This window comes from Yinghuangia aomiensis (assembly GCF_039542225.1).
GTDB lineage: Bacteria > Actinomycetota > Actinomycetes > Streptomycetales > Streptomycetaceae > Yinghuangia > Yinghuangia aomiensis.
The window spans coordinates 159,862-176,814 of the sequence record NZ_BAABHS010000005.1 but is presented as its reverse complement, the minus strand read 5'-3'; the positions used below and the strand labels follow the sequence as shown (position 1 = coordinate 176,814).

Genomic DNA, 16,953 nt, shown 5'->3' with positions numbered 1-16,953 from the left:
CGCACCCCGCGGCTGCCGCGGTTCGGCCAGGCACCCGTCGGCTGTCCGCGAGTGACCCGTGGACCCCTGCGGTGGGCCGCGGCTCGCTGCCTGATCGCTACGTCCGTGGGGGTGTGACAGCGGTTTCGACGGCGGCCTCCCGCAGCGCCGCCAGGGTCGCCCCGCCGCCCGGGTCCGCGTCCGTCGACGCCGGGACCGCCACGAACTCGTCCGCGCCCGCGGCCGCGTAGTCCGCGAGGCGGCGTGCCGGGTCGGTGGTGACGGCCACGACGTCGACGAGTTCGCGCGGTACGGCGGCCAGCAGGTCGCGCGGGTGCGGTGCGGTGCGGGCGTAGGCCACCACGTCGCCGAAGCCGGCCCGGGTGAACATGTCCGCGTAGCCGGGTGCCGCGAGGTAGGGGACGACGCCGCGGCGCAGCTGCTCGACGCCCGCCGGGTCACCGGCGAGGGCCGTGCAGACCCAGACCGCGACGTCGGGGCGGGGGCGCCCGGCCTTGTCGGCGGCCTTCCGCAGGTCGGCGATCAGGTCCGCGGCGGTGTCCGCGGTGACGAGGTTGAGGACGAGCCGGTCGGCGTACCGGGCCGCGGTGCGCAGCGCCGCGGGACCGAACGCGGCGACGGTCAGCGGGCCGGTGGTGGCGGGCAGGCGCAGCCGGAAGCCGCGGCAGCGCAGCACTTCGCCGTCCAGGTCGGCGCGGCCGCCGGAGAGCAGCGTGCTGACGGCGTCGGCAGACTCGGCCAGCGCTCGGGCGGCGCGGGCGCGGGAGCGGCCGTGCCAGTCCTCGACCACGACGGTGGACGACGTGCCGAGCGCGACGCCGACCGGCCGTCCGGTGAGGTCGGCCACCGACGCCGCGCCCATGGCGATCGTCGCGGGGTCGCGCACGGTCACCGCGAGCGGTCCCACGGTCAGCGGGATGCGGGTCGTACGCGCGGCAGCGGCCATGGCGAGGGCGAAGGCGTCGTAGGTCGCCATCTCGCCGATCCACAGTTCGCCGTAGCCGTGGCGCTCGGCGGCTTCCGCGGTGGCCAGGGACTCGCCGGCCGGGCGGTCCTGCCACAGGCCGAGGGAAACCGACAGCTTCACGACGCCACCGCCTCGAGGACGACCGCGCTGCCGAGCCCGGCCGCGCCGCTGACCGCGGCGGTGCCGAAGCGGCCTCCGGAGCGGGCCAGTTCGTCGGCGCACGCGCCGACGAGGATGGCGCCGGTGGCGCCGAAGGCGTGGCCCATCGCGATGGTGCCGCCGTTGACGTTGAACCGGTCGTCGCCGAAGTCCAGGTCGTCCTGGATGCGCAGGCACAGCGCGGCGAAGGCCTCGGCGTACTCGACGACGTCGAGGTCGCCCGGGTGCAGCCCGGCGCGTTGCAGCGCGCGCACCACGGCGGTCTGGCCGGCCAGCAGCATGCGCACCGGGTCGGTGGCGGCGGACGCCGAGGCGGCGATCCGGGCGCGCGGGGTGAGCCCGAGGCGCTCGGCGGACTGCCGGTTGCCGATGAGCGTGAGGCAGGCGGCGTCGGCGACGGAGGGCGAGGTGCCGCGGGTGTGCAAGTGGCGGATCTCCTTGAGGTGCGGCAGGTGACGTTGGGCGAGGGCGTCCTGGCCGGTGGCGCCCAGTTCGGCGAATGCCGGTTCGAGCGCGGCCAGTTGCTCGTAGGTGGCGCTCGGCCGCACGTGTTCGTCGTGGTCGAGCAGGATCGTGCCGTCCGGTGCCGCGACGGGCATGACGCCCGCCGAGAAGCGGCCTTCGGCCCAGGCGCGGGCGGCGCGCTGCTGGGTGCGGACGCCGTAGGCGTCGAGTTCGGCGCGTTCGCGCCCGTCCTCGGTGGCGACGACGTCCGCGGCGATGCCCATGTGCACGCTGCCGACGCCGTCGATCACCGCGGCGTCCGTCCACAGCGGGCCCCGGTCGGCGAACATCGGCACGCGCGAACTGGATTCGACCCCGCCCGCGACCACCAGATCGGCCTGCCCGGACCGCACGAGAGCGGCCGCGGTGGCCACCGCGTCGATGCCGGACGCGCAGAAGCGGTTGACGGTCTGCCCGGGGATGCCGTGCGGCCAGCCGGCCAGGAGCACCGCGGTGCGGGCGAGGTTGGCGCCCTGTTCGTCGACTTGGCCCGCGCTGCCCAGGATCACGTCGTCGACCCGCGCGGGGTCGAGCCCGGTGCGGGCCGCGAGCGCGTCGAGGAGGCCGCGGACCAGGTCCAGCGGAGTCACGGAGGCAAGTCCGCCGCGGGGGGAGGCCTTGCCGCGCGGCGTACGGACGTAGCTCAGCAGGTAGGCGTCGTCCGGCCCGGATCGGTCGGTCACGCGTCTCCTCCTCGGGTGACCACGGTGGCGACCGCGGTGGTGAACGACCCGCCCACGTTGAGCGTGAGCGCGGTGCGCGCCCCGTCGACCTGGGCGGTACCGGCGGTGCCGGCGACCTGCCGGGACGCGTCCAGGAGCATGCGCACCCCGGTGGCGCCGACCGGGTGGCCGAGGGCGAGCAGCCCGCCGCCGGGGTTGACGGGGAACGCGCCGCCGGGCGCGAACACGCCGTCCTCGACCAGGCGGCCGCCTTCGCCGGGCCCGGCCAGGCCGAGGTGCTCGTACGCGACCAGCGCGGTGATGGTGAAGCAGTCGTGCAGCTCGGCGACGTCGATGTCCGCGGGGCCGCGCAGCCCGGCCCGCACGTAGGCGTCGGACACCGCGCCGGCCAGGTGCGGGAACATCACGCCGCCGGGGTTGCGGCGGGCGAGCTTGTCGGCGAGCAGGAGGCTGTCGGTGCGGTGTCCGAAGCCGGTGAGGCAGGGCAGGTCGGCGAGGCTGCGGCCGCGGTCGGCCGCCCACGCGGCGGCGTGCCGCGGCGACGCGAGCAGCACGGCCGCGGCGCCGTCGGTGATGCGCCCGCAGTCGGTACGCCGCAGGCGGCCTTCGACGAGCGGGTTCGCGGCGTCGTCGGCGGTGAACGCGGCGGGCTCGAACCGCCAGTCGCGGGCCTGCGCGAGCGGGTTGCGCTCGGCGTTGGCGAACGCGGTACGGGCGATGGCACCCAAGTGGGCGGCATCGAGGCCCCAGCGTTCGTCGTACGCTTCCGCCACCTCGGCGAACAGTGCGGGCCACGGGAACGTCGCACCGACGGCCTCGCGGCCCGCCCAGGCCGCGCTGCCCAGGTTGGCGGCGGCCCGATCCGCGGGGACGTTGCGCATGATCTCGACGCCGACGACGAGCGCCAGGTCGTAGCGGCCCGCGGCGATCTCGGCGTCCGCGGCGAGCACGGCGATGCTGCCGGACGCGCACGCCGCCTCGTGCCGGCTCGCCGGCAGACCCGCCAGCGCCGGGACCGCCGACGCGGTCAGGCCGCCCAACTGCGACTGCCCGGCGAAGAGTTCGCCCGCGTGGTTGCCGACGTGCACGACATCGACGTCGGCGGGGTCCACGTCCGCGTCTGCCAACGCGCCCTCGGCGGCCTCGCGGATCAGGTCGACCAGGCCCAGGCCTTCCTTGGCCCAGTTGCGGGCGAAGTCGGTCTGGGCGCCGCCCAGGATGTACGCCGTCACGATCCCTCCTCGGGGCGGCCCGCCGCGGCGGGGGCGTCCGGTGACGGCGACGCCGGTTGTCCGGCCGAGTCGCGCAACCGGTCGCGCAGTTCGGCTTTGCGCACCTTCCCGACCGGGTTGCGCGGCAGCGCGTCCACGGTGGCGAGGCGTTCGGGGAGCTTGTACGTCGCGATGTGCCGGTCGCGCAGGAACCGCACGAGGTCGTCCAAGACGATGTCCGTGCCCGGCTTGGGCACCACGACCGCGCAGGCGCGTTCGCCGAGCACCGGGTCGGGGACGGCGACCACGGCGGCCTCCGCGACGGCCGGGTGGGCCTGGATGTGGCCTTCGAGTTCGGCCGCGGAGATGTTCATGCCGCCGCGGACCACGATGTCCTTGGCACGGTCGACGTACCGCAGGTACCGCGGGGCACCGGACGCGTCGGCGGCGTACGCGAAGATGTCGCCGGTCCGGAACCAGCCTTCGTCGTCGAACGCCTCGGGTGCGTCCCGCCCGAGGTAGCCCGCGAAGACGCCGGGCCCGCGCAGCCGCAGTTCGCCGGGCTCGTCGGTGGCGGTGATCTCCTTGCCGGTGGCCAGGTCGACCAGGCGGCTGCGCATGCCCCGGGCGGCACGGTTCTCCCACGTGCGGTCCGGGTCGCCGAAACGCGGGAAGTACCGGGCCCGGTCCCTGCGGTCGGGCACCGTGGTCGGCCCGGACACCAGGCTCGCGCCCTCGTTGGAGCCGAAGAAGTTCAGGACCTCGATGCCGTAGCGGTCCGCCCAGCCGGTGGTCATCGCCTCGGTGAGCGGCGCGGAGCCCGAGCCGACCACCCGCAGCGACGCCAGCGCGGCGACCGGCGGCCCGGCCTCGCCGAGGGCGAGCGCCAGCAGCGCGGGCGGCACCACCGTGTACGTGGCCTGCTCGGCGGCGATCTGCCCGAAGAACACCCCCGGGTCGAACGGATGGTGCTGCACCAGCACCGCACCGGTCATCAGCCACGGCACGAACATGCCGCCGATGCCCGCCATGTTGACCATCGGGAACGGGTTGAGCAGCACGTCGTCCCCGGTCAGCGCGGCCTCGTCGACGCTGCCCAGGGCCATCGGATGCCAGTCGTCGGCGCACCGGGGCACGCCCTTGGGCACGGCTTCGGTGCCCGACGTCCAGCAGACCGTGACGCAGTCGCCGGGGTGCGCGGTGAACGACGCGAGGTGCGCACCGAGCGCGCCGTCGCCGGGCTCGGCGGCGGCCGACGCGGCGTCCAGGCCGACCACGCCGACCGGGAAAGGGCCCGCCTCGTCGGCTCCGGTTCCCTCGCCGGAAGCCTCGGCGTGGGCGTCGCCGAAGGCCAGCACGGCGACCGTGTCCGGGTAGGTCGCGCGGGCCGCCCGTGCGGCGGGGCGCGCACCGATCCGGCGGGAGGTCACGAAGGCGCCGACATCGGCGATACCGCCGAGCAGGCCCAGTTCGTGCTCCCGGTGCTGCACCGGGAACGGCGTGACGATGGCGCCCAGCCGGCTCACCGCGAGGTAGACGGCGGCGAGTTCGACGCAGTTCGGCAGTTGGACGCCGACCGTCGTGTCGCGGCCGACCCCGTGCGCGAGGAGCACGGAGGCCAGCCGGTCGACGTACGCGTCGAGTTCCGCCCACGTGAGGCGGCGCGCGGGCCCGTCGAGGTGCGCGGCGCGGTTCGGCGGGTCGACCACGGCCACGGCGTCCGGGCGTTCCGCGACGCGGGCGCGGAACAGCGCGTCCCACGTCGGCACGCCCCACCAGCCGGCGTCCGTGTAGGCGGCGGTCCGGGCCTCGGGATGCAGTCTCATCGGCCCTGGCCCAGTTGGTCGGCGCGCACCCAGCACGAGTGGAATCCGGTGGGCACGCGTTGCGGGAGGAGAATGCGGCAGACGGGTCCGGCGGCCAGGTCGGCAGCGTCCAGGATCACCACCTCGGAGCGGTTCTCGCGCTCGTCGTGCACGAAGCTGACCAGGTAGCCGTCGTCTTCCGCGGTGCCGCCGTCGCGCGGCGCGAACGGCGCTTCGGAGCCCCAGCGGCCGGGGCCGAAGCGGTGGTCCTGGCGGGCGCCGGTGTGCAGGTCGTAGCGCACGAGGCCGTCGAACAGCAGGGTGTCCTCGCGGGCGATGTGCACCGCGTACCCGAACTGGTTGCGGCGCCCCACGACACGCGAGTCGACCATCGGGAACTCGGTGTTGTCGTCGTCCCGCGGGCCCTCCTGGGTGGCACCGGTCCGCAAGTCGAAGCGGTAGCGCCACAGTTGGGCGTCCAGCCGCAGGTAGGCCAGCATCCGGGCGAGCGGGTGGCCGATCCGCGGCTGGTGCTGCGGATCCTTGACCCGGCAGACGTCCATGACGATGGCGTCGCCTTCCTCCCACGCGTTGACGACGTGGTAGATGTAGCCCGGTGCGGCCTCGAACCAGCGCACCTGCGTCCCGTCGCCGCGGCGCGGCAGCACCGCGAAGCGCGACGGCAGGCCCTGGTCGAAGTGGATGCGGTAGCGGCCCTGGCGGCGGGCCTCCTGGTCCTGGATCAGCGGCAGGTCCATGAGGATCGCGTGGTTCTCGGTGATCGCCATGTCGTGCGGCAGCCGCGGGGCGGGCAGGTCGATCTCGGTGGTGTGCGCGACCGCGCCGTCGGCCCCGACGACGCCGTAGCGCAGGTACGGCGGGTTGGGGCCGTAGTCGAACCAGAACAGTTCGCCGGTGGCCTCGTCGATCTTCGGGTGCGCCATGAAGTCGCCGGTCAGCGTGCCCAGGAAGTTCTCCGCGCCGATCGTGCGCAGCGACAGCGGGTCGAGGCTCATCGGCGTCCCGCACAGGTACCACGTGGACAGCACCCGGCCGTTGAAGAAGACCACGTCGGTGTTGGACGAGTCCTTGATGCCGAGTCCGTGGCCGTTCCCGAACGGATTGCCCTTCGGGTCCTCCATGACGCCGCTCCACAGGCCGCGCCCGGCCGCCGTCTCGGCGTCGAACGCGGCGGTGCGCACCCACTTGTTCGTGTAGCGGGCCCGGCCGTTCTCCAGGTGCAGGGCGTGGATCATGCCGTCGCCGTCGAACCAGTGGTAGCGGCCGCCCGCCGGGAACCGCCGGTTGGGGCCGTTGCGCAGGTAGACGCCGTTGAGATCGCGCGGGATCTCGCCGATTACTTCCAGATCGTCGGCGACGATCTCGGTCCCGACCGGAGCGTGCACGCCCAGCAGGTACGGGTTCTCCGGGCTCTCGTCGACGGCGTGTCCCGCCGTGGAATTCCCCTGGATATTGCTCATCAACGCCTCCGCCGAGCGCAGGTTCCGGGCCGGCTCCTGGCCGGCCGACCGTGGTGCGTCGTGCCGTGGTGCTGTTGCGACGCTACTGCGAGATCGCGAATACTTCCAGAGTGAAAGTGAATGCCACGGGCTCCGGGCGGGGCCGTCGCGGCCGCCGGGACCGCGACCCGCGATACTGCGCACGATGACCCCGCCCTCGTCTTCGCCCCCGCAGCCCCCGCAGCCCTCGCCGCCGTCCGGACCGCGGGCCCCCGCCGAGCAGCAGCCGACCTCGCTCGGCCACGGCCTCCTGGTCATGGGCGACCTGTGGAACCTGCTCATCGCGCGCAGCCTGCTCACCGAAGGCCCGGCCCGGTTCCTCGACCTCAAGGCCCGCCTCGGCATCTCCGACCCGGTGCTCAGCCGCCGGCTGCGCGACCTGGCCGCGGACGGCCTGATCGCCGCCGAGGAATACCGCGCCGCGTCGCCGCGCCGCGAATACCGGCTCACCGGCGCCGGCGTCGACCTGTGGCCCGTGTACGTCGCGCTGCACGCATGGGACCGCCGCTGGGCCCCCGCCTCGCCGCTGCGCCTGCACGCCGCGCTGCGGCACGCGGCCTGCGGCCACGTCACCGACCCGGTCTTCGGCTGCGCCGCGTGCGGGGCGATCGGCCTGAGCGCCCGGGACACCGTCGCGCAGGTCGACACCCGGATCCCGTTCTCCGCGGCCAACCCACGCCGCCGCTACCACCGTTCCGCCGCCGCGACCGGCGCGCTCCCCGCCGCGGCCCCGGCCGACGGCTCCGCGGACCCCGCCGATCCAGCCGACCACGGCGCGCCGGGCGCTCCGGAGCCCATCGCCGGTGCCGCGGTGCTCGCCGACCGCACCTCGACGTCGCTGCTCGCCGCCGCCTTCCTGGGTCACCGCCGCTTCGGCGACTTCCAGGACCTGCTCCGCGACGCCGCGCCGCAGACCCTCACGGCCCGCCTCGCGCTGCTCACCGACCAGGCGATCCTGGCCAAGGCCCCGCTGCGCGAAGGCGGCCGCCGCCTCGGCTACCGCCTCACCCCGAAGGGCCACGACTTCTTCCCGACGTTCGCCTTCCTCATCGCCTGGTCCACCCGCTGGTTCGAGAACGACGGCCGCCCCGGCGTCACCATCACCCACCGCGCCTGCGGCCGTGTCCTCGAACCGCGCTGGACGTGCAACGCGTGCAACGGGGCCTTGGCCGCCGCGGAGTTCACCCCGCGCACGTAACGGCGCACGCAGCCCTGCCCACCGGCCGGGCGTTGCCTCGGGCCCGACCGTTCGTCGGTTCGTAAGGACGCAGCGCACCCGCGGCGACGTGTCGCGGCCGGGCGGTGGCAGGCGAGCGGACGACGGCACGCTGCTGTCCGGCATTCCCGGCACGCCATCCCCACCTGCGTGTCCTCACCGCCATCGGCCGGGCCGTCCGCCGCACCGCGGACGCCCGGCAGCCGGGGCTCGCGCCTCCCCGGCTGCCGGTGCTGGAACCCCTCTTCGACCATCCGCCGACGCCTCGTACGTGCTGTTCCAGATGCTTATGTGCGGCAAGGATGCGATGCCGGCGGCGCGCGGCGAGCCCGAGCTGCGCTGCTGGAGCGGGTGGACTTCACGCTGGTGTCCGGCCCGTCAATCTTGTTGCTCTTTGTGGCGGACTACCTGAACTGCGGTCGGCCGGACATGCGAAGGCGCCGCCTCGGCCTTTACGCCGCACCGGAGTTGGTTCCGGTTCGGGTGCGGAGGCCGGTGCGGCGCCGGTGTGCCGGTCGCGGGGGATCGGCCGGGGTGCCGCGGGGGATCAGCCTTGGTTGGCCAGGTCTTCCAGCGTGACCGTGCGGCCGCCGTGGAACGTCATCACGTGCTTGACACGGGTGTACTCCTCGATGGAGTAGACCGACATGTCCTTGCCGTAGCCGGACTGGTTGAAGCCGCCCTGCGGCATCTCGGAGACCAGCGGCAGGTGGGTGTTGACCCAGACGCAGCCCGCGGAGATCTCCCGGGTGAAGCGGTGGGCGCGGTTGAGGTCGTTGGTCCAGACCGAGGCGGCGAGGCCGTACGCCGTGCCGTTCGCCAGGGCGAGGGCCTCGTCGTCGGTGGCGAAGGACTGGATGGTGACGACCGGGCCGAACACCTCGTTCTGCACGATCTCGTCGTCCTGGCGCACGTCGGTCACGACCGTCGGCGGGAAGAAGTAGCCGGGACGCGGCAGCCGCTTGCCGCCGGTGCGGATCTTCGCGTGCCCGGGCAGGCGCGCGACGAAGCCTTCGACGGTGGCGAGCTGGTCGGCGGTGCTGAGCGCGCCGTAGAAGACGCCCTTCTCGTGCGGGCCGCCGGTCTTGATGTGGCCGACCGCCTGCAGGAACTGCTCGACGAACGCGTCGTACACGCTCTCGTGGACAAGCATCCGGGTCGCGCCGGTGCAGTCCTGGCCGCCGTGGTAGAACGCGGCGACCGCCAACGGCGCCGCGGTGTCCGCGAGGTCGGCGTCGGGGAAGACGATCGCCGGGGCCTTGCCGCCGAGTTCGAGGTGCAGCCGGTGCAGGCGGCGGCCCGCCGCCTCGGCGACCTGGCGTCCCGCGCGCACCGAGCCGGTGAGCGACACCATGCCGGGCGTCGCGTGGTCGACGACCGCTTCGCCGGTGGCGCGGTCGCCGAGGACCACGTTGAGGACGCCCGCGGGCAGGAACTCCGCGGCGATCTCGGCGAACAGGAGCGCGGTGGACGGCGTCGACTCGGCGGGCTTCAGCACGACGGTGTTGCCCGCGGCGAGCGCCGGACCCGCCTTCCACACGGCCATCGGCAGCGGGAAGTTCCACGGCGCGATCTGGCCGACGACGCCGATCGGCTCGCGGCGCACGTACGACGTGAAGCCGTCGAGGTACTCGCCGCCCGCGCGGCCTTCCAGCACCCGGCACGCGCCCGCGAAGAACCGCAGGTCGCGGACGGCGGTCGCGATGTCCCAGGCCTCCAGGGTGTCGCGCGGCTTGCCGGTCTCCCGGGACTCCAGGTCGGCGAACTCGGCGGCGCGCCGCTCCACGGCGTCCGCGAGCTTGGTGAGGGCGAGCTGGCGGGCGGCGGGCGTGGACCGGTTCCACTCCACGGCCGCCGCGGCGGCCGCCTGGTAGGCGGCATCGACGTCGGCGGCGGACGACAGCGCGGCGGTGCCGAAGACCTCCTCGGTGGCGGGGTCGATCAGGTCGCTGGTGCGGCCGTCGAGGGCCGGCACGTAGACGCCGTTGATGAAGTTCTCGAGCCGCGGCGCGGTCATACGGATCTCCCTTCGGAGCGGTGGCGTGGTGCGGGACCGGTCCTCCGACGCAGCGGCGCACGGATCCCGGCGGGGGCGGGCGGCGGGGTTGCCCGCGGATACTTCTACCCCAGGTCAGAGGCCAAGTGCTACAGCTTGGTCGAAATTCGTGGGCGGGGCTTTCGCGGGGTGCGAGGCGGGCTCGAATGCGGGAATCTTCCCGCCGCCGACCGAGCGGCTCCGGGGCGCCGGGTCAGCGGCGAGCCCTCGTCCGGCTTGGTAGGTTGCGGGGCCACAGCACGTCGAGGGGCCGGGGATGGGCGTTCGGAAGGCCGCACAGCACTACGCGACGGGGTTGTCCCGGCGCGAGGGCATCCTCGACGCCGCCGACAGGCTCTTCCGCGAACGCGGCACCGGCGCGCCATCCGTGCACGACATCGCACAAGCCGCCGGGATCTCCCGGCCGGGCCTGCTCCGGTACTTCGCGTCGAAGGAAGAACTGCTCGACGGGCTGCTCGACCGCTACGAGGCGAGGGCCGCGGCGGCAGCGGAGGACACGTGGCGGCGGAACGCGCAGTCACCCGGCGGAATCGCCGCGGGCCCGACCGGCGACCGAGCGGCGACGCCGACCGCCGGGCCCGCCGTCGACCCGGTCGGCGACCGCGTGGCCACGACTACCGCCGGGCCGGCCGCCGATGCGCCTCTCCTGCCGGCCGCTTCCGCTGCTCTGGTCGCCCAGGCCCTTCGGCAGGCCGCCGTCCCCGGCTACGTCGAGTGCCTCACCTCGCTCGCCGGCGAAGCGGTCGGAGCCGACCACCCGGCACACGCGCGGATCGCCCGCCGCTACCGCGACCTACGCGCCGACATACTCCGGCAGCTCGGCCCCGTCCTCGGCCCCGACCCCGCCGCCACCTGCCTCCTCGCCGGCTGGGAAGGCCTGCAACTCCTTTCGCTCTACAGCCCGTCCGACATCGACGTCGCCGCCTGCCTGGAGCGTCGGCTGCGGTTCCTCGCCGCCCCGCCGTCCCCGCCTCCCGCGGCCCGGCGCACCTCCCCGACGCCGGAGGAAGCCGCCCGCCGCACCCGCGCCTTCCGCGACCTGCGCGCCGACGACGTCCGCGACCTCCAGGAACGCCGCGGCTACGCCACCGGGCACGAGCGCCGCCGCCAGGTGATCGACACCGCGACGACCCTCTTCGGCACCCGCGGCTTCCACGGCATCAGCCTGCGCGACATCGCCAAGGCCGTCGGCATCTCGCACTCGACGTTGCTGCACCACTTCGAGAACAAGGACGAGTTGCTCCGCGCGGTCCTCACCCACCACGACTATCTGATGATCACGGTCGGCAGCGCCCCCGACACCGCCGACGAACACGCCCGCCTCGGCGCCGTCGTGGAGACCGCGCGCCGCGCCGCGGACGACACCCCCGGCCTCATGGAACTCTTCTCCACGGTCTCCGCCGAAGCCGTGGCCCCCGGCCACCCCGCCCACGCGTACTTCGAGAAGCACTTTGCGATGAGCCGCCGCTTCCTCGCCCGCTCCTTCGAACACCTGGCCGCCGACGGCGAGTTGTCCGCGGAACGCGACCCGGCCGAGGAGGGCCTCTGGCTCCTCGCGGTCTGCGAGGGCCTGCAACGCCTCCGCCTGTACGACGCCGGCATCGACGCCGCCGGCCTCCTCGCCGCCGACCTGGCCCGCACCCTCGGCGAGCCCCTCCCCACCGCCGACTGAGAAGGGCGGGGGAGTCGGCGTCTACGCGATCTCGTCCGCTCGCTGTTCGAGCGCATGCGCGGCGTCGTCCCAGTCCGGCCCGAAGGACAGCAGGTCCCCCGCCGCCTCCCGCAGCAGCACCGGATCGTCCGGGCGCTGGAGGCAGGCGAGCCGAAAGGCCGGATTGCGTGCCCACACCGGCATCGCCATCCAGTCCGCGGCAAGCTCGCCGCGGAGCCCGGCGAGGATCGCGTCCGCGTCGGCGAAGGTGACCGCTTCGACGAAAGCGCGCGCCGCGTCGGGGAGGGACGACCCGGCTTCGGTGGCCGCGACAAGTTCGCGCATGCGTGCGGCGAGATCCACGTCGGAGATCATCCCGCGAGGGTAAGCGACGCCCCATCGTTCCCTTTCACCTCACCCGTCACCTCCATGACGCCATGATCACGGCCCCTCCCCACCCCAGGCATAGACTCAGGGCGGAGGGTTGTCGTGTGAAACCCGTGGCCGTACTCGTCTCGCTGGTCGTTCTGGTCCTGGCCGGTGTGGGTGTCGGTGTGTTCTTCCTCGTCGATTCCGACTCCGATTCCGGACCGCCGCCCACGACGCTGCCCGGTCCTCCCGTCTCGCCCAACCCGCTCACCGGTGACGCTCGGCCCGCGGGCAAGATCCTCGCCGTCAAGATCGACAACGTCGGGACAAGGGTGCAGGCCGCGCAGCAGGGCCTCAATTCGGCGGACCTCGTCTACGCGATCCAGGTCGAGGGCGGCCTGTCCCGGCTCATGGCGGTCTACGACAGCAACCACGCGCCGCCGACGACCGGCCCGGTGCGCAGCGCCCGGCAGACCGACATCCCGATCCTGGCCGCGTACGGGCACGTGAACTTCGCCTACAGCGGCGCGATAACCGGGCTCACCAAGGACCTCGCCGACGCGGACCTCACCAGCGTCACCCCGCTGAACGCCGGCGCGCTGTTCTCCCACGGCGGCATGGACCCGACGTTCGTCAAGCCCGCCGACATCTTCGCGAAGTTCCCGGACGCGGTGGCCGCCCCCGACATCGGCCTCCGCTTCGCCGCCGCCCCCGCGCAGCCGAGCGGCGGGACGGCCGCGGAGTCGGCCACCGTGCGCATGCCGTCCGCGTCCTTCGGCTTCCAGTGGGACGGCGCGAAGTACCTCGTCTCGGTCGACGGCCGCCCCGCGGTCACCGACGGCGGACAGCGCGACACCACGACGAACGTGATCGTCCAGCATGTGGACGTCGTTCCCGGCAAGTACACCGACCACAACGCCGGCCAGGCCGACAACGAGGTCTTCTCCGTGACCACCGGCAACGGGACCGCCGACGTGTACCGCAACGGCCTTGTGTACCACGCCACGTGGAGCAAGCCGACGGACACCTCGCCGACCACGTTCGCGCACGACGGCGCGCAAATGACGCTGCAGCCGGGCCGTACGTGGATCGTCCTGGCACCGTGACGCGATATGTTCCGGCTGGGAACATCCCACGAAAAGGTCTTCGCGGTGGTTGGGTCGCTCCGGGCGTGCTGATTCACTGCCGCCCGACGAGCGAGGTGGACGGGGACTGTGGCGGACGGCATAGCCGAGGAAAGCGCCCGCAAGCGCCGGGTCGACTGGCGGTACTGGGGCGACGCCGCCAAGGAGCTGCTGCTGATCGCCGCGATCTTCGGGGTCTACAAGCTCGGCCGCGGCCTGGTGACGGGCCAGGAGTCGGTGGCGTTCCGCAACGCGCGGGAGCTGCTGCGCATCCAGACCGACCTGCGCATGCCCGACGCGGCCGCTTTCCAGCACTGGGTGGCGCAGTCGCATGCGGTGATCGAGTTCTGCAACAAGTACTACCTGTACGTGCACTGGCCGGCCACGGTGGGCTTCCTGCTGTGGCTGTGGATATGGCACCGCGAACGCTACGCCTGGATCCGCAACATCCTCTCCGTGATGACCCTGGTCGCCCTCGTGATCGCGATCGTCATCCCGATGGCGCCGCCGCGGCTGATGCCGTCGTACGGGTTCGTGGACACCGGCATGATCTTCGGCGACTCGCCGTACTCGGGGACCGGTGCCAAGATCTCCAACCAGTACGCGGCCATGCCTTCGCTGCACTTCGGCTGGGCCGTGGTCGTCGCCCTGGGGACGTGGGCGGTGTGGCGGCACGCCGATCGCAAGCGGCGCGTCGTCGCGCACCTCATATGGCTGCACCCGGCGCTGACGCTGTTCGTCATCGTCGTCACGGCCAACCACTACTGGCTCGACGCGGTCGTCGCGCTGGTGCTCCTCGCCTTCGCGCTGTTCATCGTGCCGGCCAAGGCACCGCACGCCCGGCTCGTGAAGATGATCCCGCCGGTCTTCATCCCCCGGCAGCGGCGCGCGTCGCTGAAGGGCGAGACGGCCGCCGCCGACACGGACGACGCCGGACGAACCGGCAAAGAGGACGCCGAGCCCGCGGGCACGGACGACGTCGAACCCGCGGCCCGCTAGCCGACGCGGTACCTTCCGCCGCTCAGCTCCGGAACTGCACCAGGGCATGCGTGCCCGCCGTGCGCCACGGTGCGCCGGCCGCATCCATCCGGCGCACCGTTCCGGGCTCCAGCCCGACGACCACCTCCGACTTCAGCGTGCGCAGGCTCGCCACCGGCCCCGGAAAGTACGCCGTCGCCTCCGCGAACGGCAGCGTCGCCGGCCAGTGGCGGTCCTGCACCAGCCGCCGGTAGTTGAGATCCCCCTTCAGCACCGTGAGCGCCGCCCCCGCGAACTCCGCCGCCAGATCCTCCGGCATCCCGGTATAGGCCGACGGCGCACACGCGAACGGGTGGGCCCGGACCACCAGCAGCCCCTCCGCGGCGCACTCCCACAGCCGCCTCCCCACCTGCGCCGCCGCCTCCGTCCCGGCCCCCCGGAGCCGCCGCAGGGCCGCCACCACGTCGTCGGTCGTCGCGTCCGACACGTAGTACGGCTGCGGCTTGACGTGCAGCACGACCTGCGCCGCGAGCCCGCCGCGCAGCAGGTGATCGACCAGCACCAGATCCGGCAGCAGCTCCCGCCCGGCGTTGTCCGCGACCACGATCACCAGCCCCCCGCGCCGACGCTCCAGATGCGCCCACAGCTGCGCCCGGTCGTCCGCGACGAGGCCGTGCCCCGCGGAGTCCCCCGAGGCCCCGGCGCCGCCCGCGGTCATCAGGAACCCGAGATCCGCCCGATTCCCCCACAACGAGGCCGCCAGCAACGCGTCCCGACGCTGCGCCTCGTCGACATCCGCGTCGCCCAGCCCGTCGAGCGCCGCCAGTTCCTCGTCGACGACACTCCCCTGAAGCTCCGCCTCCTTGGCCGGGCCGAACGGATCCACCCCTCGCCAAGCCCCCGTGCCGAAGTACCCCACCGCCTCCAACAGCCGCCGATAGAAGCAGCTCTCCGCCCACAGAAACGACGCCTCGCGCCACGGCCGCCCGAAACGTCCCTGCCCCCACCCCTCCCACTCCACGGCATCGGCCCCCATCGGCGCGACGACCCCACCCAACGTCTCCGCCACCAACGCGTCCAACGCCTCCGCCTGCCCCGCCCCCAACGGCAAGTCCTCCCGTAACTGCCGGACCAACCGAGGATGCCGCTCGTGGAAAACCCCCCACCCGAACGACCCGGGTTCACTCCACCCGATCTCGGGCGCGAGCCCTCCGTCATCGGACAGGTCCCGCCGCGCGTGTGCCATGCGGCGCATTGTCCCGACGCCGTGGAGGTCGGCCAAGGACCCGGGTGCCCGCGTGGCGCGTGCACCCGCGCGTCCCGCCTCACCCGCCACCGACGGTTGGGCCTTCCGGCGTTACCCTGGCGCTCCGATCGGGAGGAGCCGCCATGGCCACGCTGGACAGTGTCGCGGAGTTCGCCGGGGTGGCTCGGGCGCGGCTCGGGGGGTTCCGGCATACGACGGTCCCGGAGACGGCGGAGTTGCGTCGGGCCGCGGTGGTGCTGTGTGTGGCGGAGTTCGACGGGGCCGCGTCGGTGATCGTCATCAAGCGCGCCTACCGCGGGCGGAACGCCGGGCAGTGGGGGCTCCCCGGCGGGCGGTTCGAGGACGGGGAGACGCCGGTCGAAGCCGGTCTGCGCGAGCTGCGCGAGGAACTCGGTCTCGTGCTGCCGGAGGACGCGGTGCTCGGGCGGTTGGACGACTTTCCCGCGACGTCCGGCTTCGCCATCACGCCGATCGTCGCCGCGGTCGAGGGGCCGGTTACGCTCGCACCGAATAGTGAGGTGCACTCCGTGCATCCGGTACGCCTCGACCGCCTGGCCGCCCCGGACACCCCGGCCTGGGCCACGCAGCCGAACGGCGCCCCGCCGCTGCTCCAAATGCGGCTCGGCCCGGCCATGCTCCTCCACGCGCCGACCGGCGCCCTGCTCTGGCAGTTCCGCGAAGTCGTCCTGCTGGACCACCCCGACGCCCGCATCGCCGACTTCGCCCAACCGGACTGGACCCGCCGCTGACCCCGGCACCGCCCCCGTGGACAACGCGCGCGGAGGGCGGGCGTCTCACCGCCCCCTCTGCCATGCTGGGCCACCGTCGGATCGACGCGGCGACGAGTGGAGGGTGACGTGCAACAGCCCGACTGGCGTGTGGAGTTCCGGTACGGCGCGCTCATGGCGCAGCCCGAGGCGATGGGGCGGCTGGAGCAAGCCGCCGCGCGCGGGAAGAAGCGGTTGACCGCGCGCGAGTTCATGGAGCGGGGGCAGCAGGCGCGGGACGTGTGGGAGCTGCTCGGCGGCTCGTTCGACGGCCTGGAGAAGCAGGTGGGCAACCTGCTCGGCTCGGCGCTCGGGCGGGCGCTGGGCTTCGAGATCAACAAGGTGCACACGGCTCCCTATCCGGTACCCGTGGGGGCGGTGCTCGTCGGCGTGTCGTGTGCGATGGCGGAGACCGGCTATCGGCTCACGCAAGTCCTGCAAGGGACCGACGGCTGCGTGCTGGAGGCCGCGTTGCCGAGAAACTGGGCCACCAAGGAAGGCTCGGTCGTCTGCGCGGTCGCGGGGAACGCGCAGCAGGCCCAGGTCCAGAGCGCGGTGAAGGTGACCGGACAGCTGTACGACTGGGGGCGAGGGAAGCGCGTGCTGGCGGACCTGTCCGCCCGGACCGGGGCGTGGGTGGCCGCCGGATAGCCGGAGCTGCCCCGGCGGCCACGCG

The 16,953-nt window shown here is 73.7% G+C and carries 14 protein-coding genes; 6 read left to right on the top strand and 8 right to left on the bottom strand.

Annotated elements, in window-relative coordinates; genetic code table 11:
* Nucleotides 1–97 precede the first annotated feature (97 nt).
* Genes ABEA93_RS08765 through ABEA93_RS08745 form a run of 5 tightly spaced genes read right to left on the bottom strand, consistent with a single transcriptional unit; the run spans nucleotide 98 to nucleotide 6,810 of the window.
* Nucleotides 98–1,087: an LLM class F420-dependent oxidoreductase gene (locus ABEA93_RS08765; protein WP_345674781.1), complete on the bottom strand. Its 990-nt coding sequence runs from the start codon at nucleotides 1,085–1,087 to the stop codon at nucleotides 98–100.
* Nucleotides 1,084–2,313 carry an acetyl-CoA C-acyltransferase gene (locus tag ABEA93_RS08760; protein ID WP_345674780.1) on the bottom strand — a complete coding sequence of 410 codons (1,230 nt, stop codon included), beginning with the start codon at nucleotides 2,311–2,313 and terminating at the stop codon, nucleotides 1,084–1,086. Before ABEA93_RS08760 ends, ABEA93_RS08765 begins: the two co-directional genes overlap by 4 nt.
* The gene (locus ABEA93_RS08755) at nucleotides 2,310–3,545 is read right to left on the bottom strand and encodes an acetyl-CoA acetyltransferase (protein WP_345674779.1); all 1,236 of its coding nucleotides are present in this window, start codon (nucleotides 3,543–3,545) and stop codon (nucleotides 2,310–2,312) included. Before ABEA93_RS08755 ends, ABEA93_RS08760 begins: the two co-directional genes overlap by 4 nt.
* Entirely contained in the window at nucleotides 3,542–5,350 is a 1,809-nt protein-coding gene (locus ABEA93_RS08750) for a class I adenylate-forming enzyme family protein (protein ID WP_345674778.1), read from the bottom strand. Before ABEA93_RS08750 ends, ABEA93_RS08755 begins: the two co-directional genes overlap by 4 nt.
* Entirely contained in the window at nucleotides 5,347–6,810 is a 1,464-nt protein-coding gene (locus ABEA93_RS08745) for a carotenoid oxygenase family protein (RefSeq protein WP_345674777.1), read from the bottom strand. Before ABEA93_RS08745 ends, ABEA93_RS08750 begins: the two co-directional genes overlap by 4 nt.
* Before the next feature lie 184 nt (nucleotides 6,811–6,994).
* Between ABEA93_RS08745 and ABEA93_RS08740 the strand changes: the two genes are divergently transcribed.
* Nucleotides 6,995–8,047, top strand: coding sequence for a winged helix-turn-helix transcriptional regulator (locus tag ABEA93_RS08740; RefSeq protein WP_345674776.1), 1,053 nt, complete (start codon nucleotides 6,995–6,997; stop codon nucleotides 8,045–8,047).
* Between the two features lie 565 nt (nucleotides 8,048–8,612).
* On the opposite strand, the gene ABEA93_RS08735 is transcribed toward ABEA93_RS08740, so the two are convergent.
* Complete coding sequence (locus ABEA93_RS08735) at nucleotides 8,613–10,082, bottom strand: aminobutyraldehyde dehydrogenase (RefSeq protein WP_345674775.1); 1,470 nt, start codon at nucleotides 10,080–10,082, stop codon at nucleotides 8,613–8,615.
* Nucleotides 10,083–10,377: 295 nt separating this feature from the next.
* Here ABEA93_RS08735 and ABEA93_RS08730 point away from each other — a divergent pair, with 295 nt between their 5' ends.
* On the top strand, nucleotides 10,378–11,793 hold the full coding sequence (locus ABEA93_RS08730) for a TetR/AcrR family transcriptional regulator (protein ID WP_345674774.1): 1,416 nt from the start codon (nucleotides 10,378–10,380) through the stop codon (nucleotides 11,791–11,793).
* A 21-nt stretch (nucleotides 11,794–11,814) separates the two neighbouring features.
* On the opposite strand, the gene ABEA93_RS08725 is transcribed toward ABEA93_RS08730, so the two are convergent.
* Entirely contained in the window at nucleotides 11,815–12,147 is a 333-nt protein-coding gene (locus ABEA93_RS08725; RefSeq protein WP_345674773.1) for a hypothetical protein, read from the bottom strand.
* Nucleotides 12,148–12,272: 125 nt separating this feature from the next.
* Here ABEA93_RS08725 and ABEA93_RS08720 point away from each other — a divergent pair, with 125 nt between their 5' ends.
* The gene (locus ABEA93_RS08720) at nucleotides 12,273–13,247 is read left to right on the top strand and encodes a DUF3048 domain-containing protein (RefSeq protein WP_345674772.1); all 975 of its coding nucleotides are present in this window, start codon (nucleotides 12,273–12,275) and stop codon (nucleotides 13,245–13,247) included.
* A 108-nt stretch (nucleotides 13,248–13,355) separates the two neighbouring features.
* Nucleotides 13,356–14,264, top strand: a complete 909-nt coding sequence (locus tag ABEA93_RS08715) for a phosphatase PAP2 family protein (RefSeq protein WP_345674771.1) — start codon at nucleotides 13,356–13,358, stop codon at nucleotides 14,262–14,264.
* 22 nt (nucleotides 14,265–14,286) lie between these two features.
* On the opposite strand, the gene ABEA93_RS08710 is transcribed toward ABEA93_RS08715, so the two are convergent.
* Complete coding sequence (locus ABEA93_RS08710; RefSeq protein ID WP_345674770.1) at nucleotides 14,287–15,489, bottom strand: damage-control phosphatase ARMT1 family protein; 1,203 nt, start codon at nucleotides 15,487–15,489, stop codon at nucleotides 14,287–14,289.
* A 143-nt stretch (nucleotides 15,490–15,632) separates the two neighbouring features.
* Here ABEA93_RS08710 and ABEA93_RS08705 point away from each other — a divergent pair, with 143 nt between their 5' ends.
* Both ABEA93_RS08705 and ABEA93_RS08700 read left to right on the top strand, forming a co-directional pair.
* Entirely contained in the window at nucleotides 15,633–16,259 is a 627-nt protein-coding gene (locus ABEA93_RS08705; RefSeq protein WP_345674769.1) for an NUDIX hydrolase, read from the top strand.
* A gap of 108 nt (nucleotides 16,260–16,367) precedes the next feature.
* A complete protein-coding gene (locus ABEA93_RS08700; RefSeq protein WP_345674768.1) occupies nucleotides 16,368–16,928 on the top strand; it encodes a hypothetical protein in 561 nt (186 codons plus the stop codon).
* The last annotated feature ends 25 nt before the right edge of the window (nucleotides 16,929–16,953 follow it).